We start from the raw sequence: 12,168 nt of genomic DNA on the forward strand, positions 1-12,168 counted from the left end.
GGGGCGGTCCGCTCGGCACTCACCCCGCATGTTCGCCTGAACCCGAAGGCCGAACCCACGAAACACGACAGCCCATCCGTGGGTTCCCGTAGAAAGACCTTCAGTCTGCGTGAACCCACGGGACTCTGGGGGTGCCGGTAAGAACGCTGTCACCAGCCGCGAACGGCAGTCGCAAGGCGGTCGGTCAACTCGACTCCCTCGGACCGGTGAGCCGCGCGCGCTGGAAAGCGATCCGGAAACCGGGCTCGTCGTCGAGCGGATCCTGGCGCTCCTGATCGACCTGGTCTTCGCGATCGGCAGACACATCTCCGCGGCGGTGTCGGGTGACGAGCCGCAGGCACCCGCCGCCTTGTTCGGCGCGGCCGAGAAGGCCGGGAGGATCGACGCGGAACCGACAACCGCCCTCGCACCGCCGGACGGCCCGCACAACGTCCTCGTACAGCTGTATCTGGACACCGAACCCGAGGAGGTCACCGCGGTCGTGTCCGCCGCGCTGTCCGGATACCGGGAGTACGTACGGCAGGTGGCAGACTGGATCACGACCCACCCTTCGGAGGGTGAACTCCTCTACTGTCCCTGCAAGTTGACCGGCAGATGGCTGAAGCCCCGGTTGCCCAGGCCCGGGTGGCGTTGGGCCGGACCCCCGGCGCACGCGTCGGGGAAGCGTGTCAGGAGTCGGCCGAAGAAGACCTCCGCCTGGAGTCGTGCGAGGGGGGCGCCCAGACAGTGATGGATGCCGGCGGCGAACGACAGGTGGGCGTTCCGCCGGCGCCCGACATCGAAACGGTCAGGGTCGTGGAAGCGCTCGGGGTCGTGGTTGGCCGCACCCAGCAGCATGATCACGCTCTGTCCGGTCTTCAGCTCGGCGCCGGCGAAAGTGTGCGGTCGCAACACGGTGAAGGCGTCGAACTGGGACGGGGAGTCGTAGCGCAGCATCTCCTCCACGGCCGAGCGGAGGAGCCCGGGATCCTCGCGCAGTCGTCGCAGCTCGTCCGGGTGCCGGAACAGTGCGTCCAGGCCGTTGCCGATGAGGTTCGCGGTGGGTGTGTTGCCGGCGCCGAACAGCAGCAGCGCGGTGGCCACCATCTCGGTCTCGTCGAGGGCGTTGTCGGTCTGCGCGGCCGCCAGGCGGCCGAGGAGGTCGTCGGCCGGGTGGGCCCGCTTGTGGGCGATGAGGCCGGTGAGGTAGGCGGCGAGGTGTTCCTGTGCCGCCACACCGCGGTTGATCTCTTCGGAACCGGCGGCCGGCTCCATGAGCAGGCCCAGTTCGTGGATGACCGGGATCAGTTCGGGCCTGTCGGTGCCGGGAATGCCGAGCAGGTCCCCGATGGTGCCGACGGGCAGCGGAACCGCGAGGAGCGTCATCAGGTCCTCGCCCGGCCGGTCGGCGAGTTCGTCGAGGAGTTCGTCGGTGCGCCGGGTCACCGTGGGACGCAGCGCCTCGACATGACGACCGGTGAAAGCCGAACTGACCAGTCCGCGCAGCCGTGTGTGGTCCGGCGGGTTGGCCAGGATCATGCTGCGCTGCAGGAGCTGCATCGTCCCGCGGAGCTTGTCCTTGGACACGTTCTTGAGCTGCATTTTCAGCCACTCGTCGCCCTTGCCCAGCGAACGGTTGCGCAGCGCGGCGTCACAGTCGGCGTGCCGGCTGAGCACCAGGGTGCCGTCGCCGGTGAGCAGGGCGGGGGCCAGTTCCCGCAGCCGGTGGTAGTCGGGGACCGGGTCGTCGACCGGTTTCATCATCAGTGCGTAGAAGAGCTGTTCGGCGTCCGGGTCGGCTCGGGCGGACACGGTGACCGCTTCGGGGGGTGTGTTCGCGGACATGGGCTGTCTCCCTCTCCGGTACGGGGCGCTCCCCGCTCCGGAACCGCGAGGCGCCGGAGACGGGGAGCCGGGGCGTACCGGTGTCAGCTTCGGGTCAGGGTCTTGCGGAGTTGGTGCTTGAGCACCTTTCCCATGACTCCCCGCGGGAGCGACTCGGCCAGTTGGAAGCGGACCGGCCGCTGGTGGGGTTCGAGCCGCCGGGTGACGAACTCCTGGACGGCGGGCAGGTCGTCGGGGCCGGCGAGGACCAGGACCGCCACGAGATCCTGGCCCGTCTTCCCGTCGGGGACCCCGACGACCGCGACCTGCTCGACACCCGGGCACTCGTACAGGGCCGCCTCCACATGGATCGTCGACACCAGCTTGCCGTCGACCGTGACGGCGTCCGAGATGCGGTCGAAGAGGTGGAGTTCGCCGTCCTCGTCCTGGTGGCCGAGATCGCGGGTGCGTGTCCACTCGTCCGTCAACTGCCCCTCGCGTTCGGCACCTTCCAGGAAGAGCCGTTTGGGAGCGGCACAGCGAAGCCAGATCTCACCGGTCTCGCCCGGCGTCACCGGATCTCCGTTCTCGTCGGCGACCAGCAGTTCGGAGCCCTTGACCGGGCGGCCGACGCAGAACGGGCGGGCCACGTCGAAGGTCGCGGCGATCACCGCGGGCACCGCCTCCCGTGCCGCGTACACGCTGGTGAGCTGTGCGTTGGGCATCATCCGCAGCAGCGCGGACGCGGTGGCCGGGGGGAGCGGGGCCGAGGCGGTGGCCAGGGTGTCCACGCAGGAGAGGTCGTGCCGTTCGTGGATCTTCGCGGCGACCATCTGGATACCGATCCACGGGGTGAACATGACCGACTTGATGCGGTATTGAGCGATCAGCTCGGCCATCCGCTCCACGTCGCCGACCGGGCACAGAACCAGCGTCGCCGGGTTGGTGAGAGCGATGGCCATGGTGGTGGCGCTCGACGTGGTGCCGAGCGGGATCGGTGCCAACAAGGGCTTGGGATCGCCGAGTTGGCGGAATCCCTCGGGACCACGACCGAAGGTCAGGTTGCCGTGCGGTGTGCTGATCGCCTTGGCGGCACCGGTCGTTCCCGAGGTGTAGAGGATGTCAGCGAGGTCGTCCGGGCGGATGTCGGCCTTGACGGGCCGGCCGTCGTCGTCGGCCGCGAGGTCGTCGACGGTGGCGGTCCAGCCGGTGAATCCGGCCGGAGGCGGAACCTCGTGGCTGTGGACGAGACCGGTGACCCCGCACTGAGCGATGCGGCGTGCCATTTCGGCCGGTTCGATCTCGTGGTGCATGTGAACGGCGGTCGCGCCGGCGGTGACGATGCCGAGGTAGGCGATCGCGTAGTCGATCCAGTCCAGACCGCCGAACAGCAGGGCGATCCGTTCACCGTGCCCGGTCCCCCGGGCGAGCAGACCACGGGCGACCGAGCTGGACCGTTGGTGCCATGCGTCGTACGTCAGTGTGCGATCACCGTTGACGTTCATCACGATCTGATCCGGATGGTTCTCGGCGCGCAGTCGGAGAAGGTCCGGAACGACGAGCGCGGGCGTGGTTTTACTCATGCGTTACCCCTCGGCCCTGGATTGTCGGTGCCTGGCACGCTACTGCCCGGGACGCAGCCCCCGACGTACAAGATTGAGCAGCGCACGCCAGCGGGATCAGAGCGGTCCGGAGCCGGGGAGGGCACGGGGCAGCCGGCCACTGCACGCTCGCTTCCGAGCTGCGGTGACCGGCTGGAGGAGGCAGGCTGCGGTCAGCCCGTGCTGATGCAGAAGGGGTGTCCCGCCGGGTCGAGGAAGACCCTCCAGCGCTCGCCGCCGGGCTGGTTGTCCGCCTTGGTCCCGCCGAGCTCCACCACCCACTTCTCGGCGGCGTCGAGGTCCTCGGCCTGGAAGTCGAGGTGGAACTGCTGCGGCACGCTCTGCTCCGGCCACTGCGGGGCACGGAAGTCCTCCACCCGCTGGAAGCCCATGGCCGGCCCGCCGTTGCCGTCGAGGCCTGCGAAGTCGTCCGTGTTGTACGAGATCTTCAGGCCGGTGAGGTGCTGGTAGAACTCGGCGAGCTGCGGGGGGTTGGGACAGTCGAGCGTAACGCCGTAGTACTTGGTGAGACCGGGCATACAAGGGCTCCTTTGAACGCGGGCGCGCGGACCGGATATCCGTGCGCGGCGGTGAGGTGAACAACGCACATCGTGGGGCTGGATCCAGCCACCACAAGACCCTGGAAACTTCAAACGTGAAGCCAGGATGGACAGTTATGCCGGTGTCAGGCTAGGGGGAAAGAGCAGTCGGCGCCACTCCCATCGGATTCCTCGCACCCTGACATGGCCGACACCCTTCGACTGCCCCGAATTTGTCCTGACCTACAACAGCATGTGGTTCACTGCTGAAATGGCTGAAGAGTTGGAGATCTCGTCATTCGAATCCGCCGAGGCCTTCGAGGCCTGGCTCGACCGGCACCACGATTCCTCACCGGGAATCTGGCTGAAACTGAGGAAGAAGGTTCGAGGGGTCGTTGCCCTGGACTACGCCCACGCCCTGGATGTCGCCCTCTGTTACGGCTGGATCGACGGGCAGAAGGGCAGGTTCGACGACGAGTACTGGCTGCAGCGGTTCACTCCCCGCAAGTCGAAGAGCAAGTGGTCCAAGATCAACCGCGACAAGGTGGCAGCCCTGACCGAACAGGGCCGGATGCGGCCTCCCGGGGTGGCCGAGGTCGAACGCGCCAAGGCGGACGGCCGTTGGGAGAGCGCGTACGCCGGGGCGAAGTCCGCCGAGGTGCCCGACGACCTGGCGGAGGCCCTCGCGGCGAACGCGGCCGCGGCCGCGTTCTTCAAGGAGCTCGACTCGCACAACCGCTACGCGATTCTGTACCGCGTCCAGGACGTCAAGAAGGCCGAGACCAGGGCCCGGCGGATCGAGAAGTACGTGACGATGCTGGCCAGGAGCGAGAAGATCTACCCCTGACCCGTCCGCCTCAGCGCTGCAGGAGGGCCAGCAGTTCAGGGGTGTAGAGCTCGGAGACCGGCCGGACTCCGGCCACGGTGTCGAAGTAGCGCTGGGTCAGGTCCGCACTGGTCGCGACCGCCCTGAGCAGGGCGAGGCGCTTGTCGCGGGCCTCGGCCTGGGCGACCAGCAGGGTGCCCTGGTAGCTGTCCGTCAGCTGCCCCTGGAGGTCCTCGGCGTACGACTTGAGGGCCTGGTCCAGCAGCGCCTCCTCGTGCAGACCGGAACCGATCCGCTCGGTGAGCAACTCCGCCTGCTGGAAGGCGTCGCCGATACCGCGGGCCGTGATCGAGTCCTTGTGGTGGGCCGCGTCGCCGACCAGTGCCCAGCCCGGGCCGGAGGCCTGACGGAAGAAGTTCTGCTGATCGCCCGTGCCGCGCAGCCGCTCGGTCTGCTCGGCGCGCGCCATCTGCTCGTACAGGGCAGGGGCGTTGACCCGGACGCCCTCGCGGTAGTGGGCGGAGGCGTCCGCCCGCACCTCCTCGAAGCGACTCTGCGGAAAGTACGCCGAGATGAGTACGGCGTCGTTGGTGGGGACGGCCGAGACCCAGCCCTGTCGGCCCTCGTACAGCTCGAAGTCCGTCTCGGGACCCTGCCAGAAGGTGTAATAGGCACAGGTCAAGCGCGGGTGCTCCAGCGTCTTCTCGGCGCCGACCAGTCCGGCCAGTGTCGAGCGCATGCCGTCCGCGCCGACCACCAGCCGGGCCCGCTCGACGATCTCCTTGCCGCCGGGGGCCGCGCAGCGCACGCCGGTCACCCGGCCGCCCTCCTCGAGCAGGCCGGAGACCGAGCAGTGGTCGCGGAACTCGACGCCGGCCGCCACGGCACCGTCCACCAGGATCTGGTCGAGGAGGTGCCGCCGGGGCGCGTACGCCTGCGAGACTGCGCCGATCGGGTTCGCGCAGCCTGCCAGCCGGACGTCGCCGAGCTCGTACACGACTCGGTCCAGGGGCGGGCAACCCGTCTCGCGAACCTTGTCGAGCAGGCCCCAGCCACTGAGCCTGGCCACGCCGGGCTGCTGGATGTAGAGGGTCGACAGCGTGTCCGCGGGGAAGGCCGCCCGGTCCAGCAGCAGCACCTTGTAACCCGTTCGGGCGAACAGCATGGCGGTCGGCGCACCTGCGCACCGAGCCCCGACGACAACGACGTCGTACTCCACTCCGAGCCACCTCACTGCGCGTGTGCGCCGGTCCGGGGCAGCGCGGAATTGCGCGTACCCGACGGGGACCCACGCTAGGCAGATCGCGGCGCGGCAGCCGCACACTATTGAGCGTGCGGGCGGTCAGGGGCTGCCGGTCACGGCCGGATCAGGGGCAGGATCAGGTCGTCCACCACGGCAACGAGCAGGTCGTGGGGCACTGGTGACGGATCGCCGAGGAAGCGCTGGACCAGCATGGCGGGCCCGATGCCGGCCACCAGGGGGCTCACCGATCCCTTGCGCACCTCTCCCCGGGCCACGCCTCGCTCCAGAATCCGCCGGAAGACGTCCTGTCGGGGAGCGAAGACCCGCTCGTCGACCAGCCGCATGAACGGCCGGTCCCGGTCGATTTCGGCCAGCAGGCTCTGCACCGCACGGCCGACCTGGGAGTTCAGCACGTCGGCCTTCTCCCGCAGCAGCTCGATCAGCTCCTCGCGGACGCTGTCGCGTTCGGGCAGCTCGTCCGGCGAGGGCAGCGCGTTGTCGAGGGCGTCGACGACGAGTTCCGCCTTGTTGGACCAACGGCGGTAGATCGCGGCTTTGCTGGTGCGAGCCGTGGCGGCGACGGCGTCCATGGTGAGCCCGGCGTAGCCGACCGTTGCGAGCTGTTCGACGACGGCGTCGAAGATGGCCTGCTCGAGCACCTTGCCGCGGCGGCGGGACGGCGCGGCCGAACTGCCGGTGTGCAGAGCTTCAACGGCCATGTGGTCTCCCGAGGAGGCTGAGAAGTGGAACCTTGCGCATCCCAATGCGACCGCGTACCTTCACACCCAAACTAGAGAACTAGACAGTACCCTAAGTGCGAGTCGAGGATGCCGATGACCGAGCTCACAGCTGCCTCCGAAGCGCCGGCCGCACCACCCAGGTTAGGCCACCGCAGCGGCCTGACTCTGGCGGTGATCGCCGTTGCACAACTGATGGTCGTACTGGACGCGACCATCGTGAACGTCGCGTTGCCAAGGGTACAGACGTCTCTTGGCTTCTCCACCGAGAACCTGTCCTGGGTGATCAACGCCTACACCCTGACCTACGGCGGCCTGCTGCTGCTCGGCGGACGGATCGGTGACATCTTCGGCCGCCGACGCGCCTTCGCCGTCGGCGTGATGGTCTTCGGTGCCGCCTCGCTGCTCGGCGGACTGGCGCCGAGCAGCGGCTGGCTGCTGTTCGCCCGTGCCCTGCAGGGCACGGGAGCCGCCATCGTCTCTCCCGCGGTGCTGGCGCTGATCGCCACCAACTTCACCGAGGAGCGCGAACGCAACCGGGCCTTCGGGGTGTTCGCCGGAGTCTCGGGAGCCGGCGCCGCGATCGGCCTGCTGGCCGGTGGGCTGCTCACCCAGTACCTCGACTGGCGCTGGGTCTTCTTCGTCAACGTGCCGCTGGCCGTCGCGCTGGTACTCCTGGCCCCCCTGTTCCTGGCCGAGTCGGCACGCCGGCAGGGCCGGTTCGACGTCGCCGGAGCCATCACGTCGGCCGCCGGCATGACCGGACTGGTCTACGGCTTCATCCGGGTCTCCCAGCATGACTGGAGCGACCTCTGGGCGCTCGCCTCGTTCGCGGCGGGAGTGGTCCTGCTGGTCTCGTTCGTGGTCATCGAGCGGACCACCGCCAACCCCATCGTGCCGCTGCGGATGTTCGCCAACCGCAACCGGGCCTCGATCTACGTCGTCGCACTGGCTCTCACCGGCGCCCTGGCGGGCCTGTTCTTCTTCCTGACCCTCTACATGCAGAACGTGCTCGGCTACAGCCCGGTCGAGGCCGGACTCGCGTTCCTGCCCATCAGCCTCACCGTCATCGTGACCGTGGGGGTGACGTCCAAGCTGCTGGCCAGGTTCGGCCAGAAGATCCCGCTGGTGTCCGGTGTCCTGGTCAACGCGGCGGCGCTGTCCTGGCTGACCCGGCTGGACTCACAGAGCACGTACGCCGCTGGGCTGCTCGGCCCGATGCTGGTGTTCGGCATCGGCACCGGGATGATGTTCATGCCGCTGACGATGCTGGGCGTCTCCGACATCGACCAGGCCGACACCGGCGCGGCCTCCGGTGTCCTCAACGCCACCCAGCAGGTGGGCGGCTCCCTCGGACTCTCGATCCTGGTCACCGTCTTCGGCTCGGCCACCCGGGGTGAGAGCGGCAGCCCCGCCGACGTGCTGACCTCAGGCGTCACGACGGCGTTCGGCGTGGCGGCGGCCTTCGCCCTCGGAGCGTTCGCCGTCGCCGTCACCGTGATCCGGGCGCCCGCCGTGCCGATCACTGCGGTCATGCCCGGCGCTGCCGGGACGGCGCCCGACGCGGACGTCGCCGTCGCCAAGGACGCCCCAGGGCCGCGCTGAACCGCCGGCCCGGGGCCCGGACGCCCCGCGGACATCACCATGTGCACGCGGGCCCCTGGGTACCCCGCCCTTACGGGGTGCCCAGGGGCCGCCTCCGAACCTTTCGGAGCTTTCGGATCACGCCGGTGAAGTGCCCTGGGCCGCAGTCGGCGTGATCCGCGGCGACGGGCCCTGGTCCCGCCGCTTCTCCGCGAGTTCGGCCAGTTCCTCGCGCAGCACCCGTTTGAGCGGCTTTCCGGTGATACCGCGCGGCATGCGGTCCCTGACCAGAATCTCCGCGGGCACCTGTGAGGGCGGCAGCCGCTCCGCCAGGAAGCCGGGCAGCTCCTTCAGCGCCGCCGGATCCGTCATCACCACCACCGCGGTGGCCATGTCGTCGCCGTCGGGCCGCGCCACGCCGACCAGGGCCGCCTCCGAGACGGCCGGGTGCTCGTACAGGGCACTTTCCACGGCCACGGAGGAGAGCAGCTCGCCGTTCACCCGCAGCACGTCGGCGCCGCGGTCGAAGAGATGGAGGTAGCCGTCCTGGTCGATGCTGCCGAGGTCACCGGTCCGGGTCCAGCCGTCGACCAGCGCGCCGGCGTCGCGCTCCGGGTCGAGGTAACGGCGACGGGGCGCCGCGGAGCGAAGCTGGATCTCGCCCACCTCGCCCGCCGGCAGCTCCGTACCGCTCTCGTCCGCCACCCGGACCCGGGAACCGGGAGCCGGCCGGCCGAGGGTCGCGGGGCGAGCCGGGTCGAAGGTGTTGACCACCACGGCCGGCACGGCCTCCGACTGCGAGTAGGCGGTGTTGAGTTCGGCCGCCGGGAACAGCTCCAGCAGGGCGCGGGAGAGCGCCGGCGCCAGCGGGGCCGAGGCGATCGCGACGCGCTCGACGCAGCGCAGGTCGTGGCGCTCGCCCAACCGGGCCGCCAGCATGCGCGTCGCGATCCACGGCGTGATCATGACCGAACCGGTACGGTGCCCGACGATCAGCTCGGCCATGCGCTCGACGTCGTCCACCGGGGCCAGCACGAGCGCGGACGGCGAGGTCACCGCGATGATCGCGACCGTGGTGGCACTGGAGGTGGTGCCCAAGGGCATCGGCGCCAGCAGAGGGGTGGGGTTCTCGAACTGCTGCAGACCCGCCGGCCCCCGGCCGAAGGTGAGGTTGCCGTGCGGGTTGGTGAACGCCTTGGCGGTCCCGGTGGTCCCAGAGGTGTAGAGGATGTCAGCGTTGTCCTGTGCGCCGACCGGCACATGGACAGGACTCTCGTCGCCGCTGTCCAGGTCCGCGACGGTGACGGTCCAGTCGGCGAGACCCTCGGGCGGGCGCAGCGCCTCCCCGTGGATGATGCCGCGCACCTCGCACTCCGTCAGCCGGCGCAGGATCTCCTGCCGCCCCAGCCGTTCGCTGAGATGGACGGCGGTGGCTCCGGAGCTCAGAACGGCCAGGTAGGCCACGGCGTAGTCGTTCCAGTCCATGCCGTCGAACAGGAGGCCGATTCGCTGCCCTCTGGTCACCCCTGCCGCCAGCAGGCCGTGCGCCGTACGATCGGTCCGGCGCTGCCAATGTCCGTAGCTCAGTCCGTCCACCCCGTCGATGTTCAGAGCCACCGTTTCCGGGTGTCTGAGGGCGCGTTCCCGCAGCAGATCCGATACCAGCACCACCGTGCCGACTTCATCCATTTCCCGGCTCCTTCACACAGACTGAAATTCCACGCTACGAAGGCTTCACCGGGTTATCTGCTCAGAATTGCGCGGCCCTGCGGAACCGCCCGCGTTAGCCTCCTCAAAAGCTTCGATCCGAATCGACCGAAGAGAGCCCGAATGACTCAGCGTGCCAATTCCAGGTGGGAGACGGCTTCATGGGAGGAGTCGAACTACTTCGAGCCGGCGGACGGGCCGCCGCTCATTCGAGTTGATGTGAAACGCGCCTTCCAAGGTGATGTCGAGGGTACGGGCGAGGCGATCCTGCTCTGCTGCCGGCCCGACGAGAAGTCGGCGGGTTATGTCGCGACGGAACACGTCGTGGCCACGCTGGCCGGCCGGTCCGGCACCTTCGTCGTGCAGCATGCGGCCTCCATGGGGGGCGACGATCCCCAGACGATCGGCTTCGTGGTGCCCAACTCCGGCACCGGCGGCCTGACCGGGCTGAGCGGATCGTGCTCCTTCGGCCACGACGAGGAAGGCAGCGCCTACTTCCGACTGGACTACGACCTGCCGTGAGCAGGCGTCACTCACGCATGCCGGTGGCGCCACACCGTCGAGGGGTGTGGCGCCACCGGCATGCCACGCCTTCTCGGGGCAGGCGGGGCGGTTCAGCGGGCGACCGACTCCAGGGCCACGGCGGGTCGGCCGCCGAAGCGCTTGCCGATCAGCTCGGCGTAACCCGTCATCGGTGCCCGGACGTCGGTGACCGGCGGGGTGAGTCCGCCGAGGTACGCCCGGTGCGCCTCCAGTGAGGCGATGCCGAGTTCCAGGGTGTCCGTCACGTCCACCGCGTGGGTGGGCTCCGGCGAGTTGGCCATCACCACATGGCGCACACCGTTCCAGGGCTCCTGGCCGAGGTCCTCGAACACCCAGCGGTTCCCGGCGTCCCCGATCGCGTCCAGCAGGGCCCGGCCGGTGTGCCGGTGATCCGGGGAGTTCCATTTGCCCGTCGACGTGGTCTCCCGGTGGTTGAAGCCCAGTACCAGCTCCGGGCGGTGGCGCCGGATCGCCGCCGCGATGTCCCTTCGCAGCGGCAGACCGTACTCGATCTCGCCGTCGCGGTGATCGAGGAACTCGACCTCCGTCACCCCCACGATCTTGGCGCTCGTACGCTGCTCCGCCTCGCGCACCTCGGCGGACCTGGCCGGGGACAGGCCATCGATCCCGGCCTGACCGCGGGTCACCAGCAGGTAGACGACGCTCTTGCCGGCGGCCGTCCACGCCGCGACGGCGCTGGAGGTGCCGAACTCGATGTCGTCCGGGTGGGCGACCACGGCGAGGGCGCTGCTCCAGTCGTCGGGCAGCGGCTGGAAGTCCGGGTCCGTCATGGTGACACTCCTAGGTTCGACACAGTGGGGATCTCTGGTGGCGTCTGCTCGGGAAGACGCAGATCAGCGCTGATCTCCCGCAGCAGCGCCGTCTGTTCGTCCTTGAGGTAGAAATGGCCGCCCTCGAACATCCGGAGCCGGAAGGCCCCGCCGGTGACCTGCGCCCAGGCGGCCATCTCGTCGGTGCTGGCCTCCGGGTCGCCCCGGCCCAGGAACGCGGTGACCGGCCAGGTGGGCCGGGGGCCGGGCAGCGGTGCGTAGGTGTCGTTGAGCTCGAAGTCGGCGCGCAGGGCCGGCAGGAACAGCCGTACCAGCTCCGGCTGTTCCAACACCTCGGCCGGTGTGCCCTCCAGGCCCGCCACCGCGTCGAGGAACTGGGCGTCGGTGAGCCGGGCGTAGGACGGCCGCCGGGAGGGCAGGTGCGGCGCGCGGCGGGCGGAGACGAACAGCCTTCGCGGCGCCGGGAGCCCCTCGGTGACGCACCGGCGCGCGACCTCGTGGGCCAGGGCCGCGCCCATGCTGTGCCCGAAGAAGGCGAACGGCCGGTCCAGATACGGCCGCAGTGCTTCGGTGAGCGGGCCGACCGCCTGCGCCATCGTCACGTAGGGCAGTTCGCGGAAGCGGCCCTCGCGCCCGGGCAGCACCACGGGCCGGACGTCGACCCCACCGCCCAGCGCCTGCCGCCAGGGGCGGAAGAAGCCGCCTCCGCCGCCCGCGTGCGGAAAGCAGAACAGTCGCAGCGCCGCATCCGTCCCCGCCGTGTCGGCGCCGCCGAGCCGTGGTCCGGCCATGTT

Annotated in this window: 11 protein-coding genes and 1 pseudogene; 4 read left to right on the forward strand and 8 right to left on the reverse strand. The window is 69.6% G+C overall.

Annotation, left to right across the window (positions count from 1 at the left end; genetic code table 11):
- Positions 1-109: 109 nt before the first annotated feature.
- Positions 110-466, forward strand: a pseudogene (locus OG352_RS39865) (HepT-like ribonuclease domain-containing protein); the annotation flags it as partial.
- A gap of 101 nt (positions 467-567) precedes the next feature.
- On the opposite strand, the gene OG352_RS00305 reads toward OG352_RS39865, so the two are convergent.
- The 3 genes from OG352_RS00305 to OG352_RS00315 all read right to left on the reverse strand — a co-directional run bounded on the left by OG352_RS00305 (position 568) and on the right by OG352_RS00315 (position 3,943).
- Positions 568-1,824 (reverse strand): cytochrome P450, encoded by a 1,257-nt coding sequence (locus OG352_RS00305; protein WP_329213039.1) that lies wholly within the window; start codon positions 1,822-1,824, stop codon positions 568-570.
- 83 nt (positions 1,825-1,907) lie between these two features.
- Positions 1,908-3,386, reverse strand: coding sequence for a class I adenylate-forming enzyme family protein (locus tag OG352_RS00310; protein ID WP_329213041.1), 1,479 nt, complete (start codon positions 3,384-3,386; stop codon positions 1,908-1,910).
- 191 nt (positions 3,387-3,577) lie between these two features.
- Complete coding sequence (locus OG352_RS00315; protein ID WP_329213043.1) at positions 3,578-3,943, reverse strand: VOC family protein; 366 nt, start codon at positions 3,941-3,943, stop codon at positions 3,578-3,580.
- A 253-nt stretch (positions 3,944-4,196) separates the two neighbouring features.
- Here OG352_RS00315 and OG352_RS00320 point away from each other — a divergent pair, with 253 nt between their 5' ends.
- Entirely contained in the window at positions 4,197-4,790 is a 594-nt protein-coding gene (locus OG352_RS00320) for a YdeI/OmpD-associated family protein (protein ID WP_443072114.1), read from the forward strand.
- Positions 4,791-4,800: 10 nt separating this feature from the next.
- On the opposite strand, the gene OG352_RS00325 is transcribed toward OG352_RS00320, so the two are convergent.
- Both OG352_RS00325 and OG352_RS00330 read right to left on the reverse strand, forming a co-directional pair.
- A complete protein-coding gene (locus OG352_RS00325; RefSeq protein ID WP_329213047.1) occupies positions 4,801-6,003 on the reverse strand; it encodes an NAD(P)/FAD-dependent oxidoreductase in 1,203 nt (400 codons plus the stop codon).
- Positions 6,004-6,125: 122 nt separating this feature from the next.
- Positions 6,126-6,731: a TetR/AcrR family transcriptional regulator gene (locus OG352_RS00330; protein WP_329213049.1), complete on the reverse strand. Its 606-nt coding sequence runs from the start codon at positions 6,729-6,731 to the stop codon at positions 6,126-6,128.
- A gap of 192 nt (positions 6,732-6,923) precedes the next feature.
- Here OG352_RS00330 and OG352_RS00335 point away from each other — a divergent pair, with 192 nt between their 5' ends.
- Positions 6,924-8,354: an MFS transporter gene (locus OG352_RS00335; RefSeq protein WP_329213051.1), complete on the forward strand. Its 1,431-nt coding sequence runs from the start codon at positions 6,924-6,926 to the stop codon at positions 8,352-8,354.
- A 117-nt stretch (positions 8,355-8,471) separates the two neighbouring features.
- On the opposite strand, the gene OG352_RS00340 is transcribed toward OG352_RS00335, so the two are convergent.
- Positions 8,472-10,022 (reverse strand): class I adenylate-forming enzyme family protein, encoded by a 1,551-nt coding sequence (locus OG352_RS00340; RefSeq protein ID WP_329213053.1) that lies wholly within the window; start codon positions 10,020-10,022, stop codon positions 8,472-8,474.
- 141 nt (positions 10,023-10,163) lie between these two features.
- Between OG352_RS00340 and OG352_RS00345 the strand changes: the two genes are divergently transcribed.
- Positions 10,164-10,562: a DUF3224 domain-containing protein gene (locus OG352_RS00345; protein WP_329213055.1), complete on the forward strand. Its 399-nt coding sequence runs from the start codon at positions 10,164-10,166 to the stop codon at positions 10,560-10,562.
- A gap of 92 nt (positions 10,563-10,654) precedes the next feature.
- Here the strand turns inward: OG352_RS00345 and OG352_RS00350 are convergent, their stop codons facing one another.
- Both OG352_RS00350 and OG352_RS00355 read right to left on the reverse strand, forming a co-directional pair.
- Positions 10,655-11,374, reverse strand: coding sequence for a PIG-L deacetylase family protein (locus OG352_RS00350; RefSeq protein WP_329213057.1), 720 nt, complete (start codon positions 11,372-11,374; stop codon positions 10,655-10,657).
- Positions 11,371-12,165 carry a thioesterase II family protein gene (locus OG352_RS00355; protein WP_329213059.1) on the reverse strand — a complete coding sequence of 265 codons (795 nt, stop codon included), beginning with the start codon at positions 12,163-12,165 and terminating at the stop codon, positions 11,371-11,373. The genes OG352_RS00350 and OG352_RS00355 overlap by 4 nt, the downstream gene beginning before the upstream one ends.
- Between the last annotated feature and the right edge of the window lie 3 nt (positions 12,166-12,168).

The sequence above is a fragment of the Streptomyces sp. NBC_01485 genome, assembly GCF_036227125.1.
GTDB lineage: Bacteria > Actinomycetota > Actinomycetes > Streptomycetales > Streptomycetaceae > Streptomyces.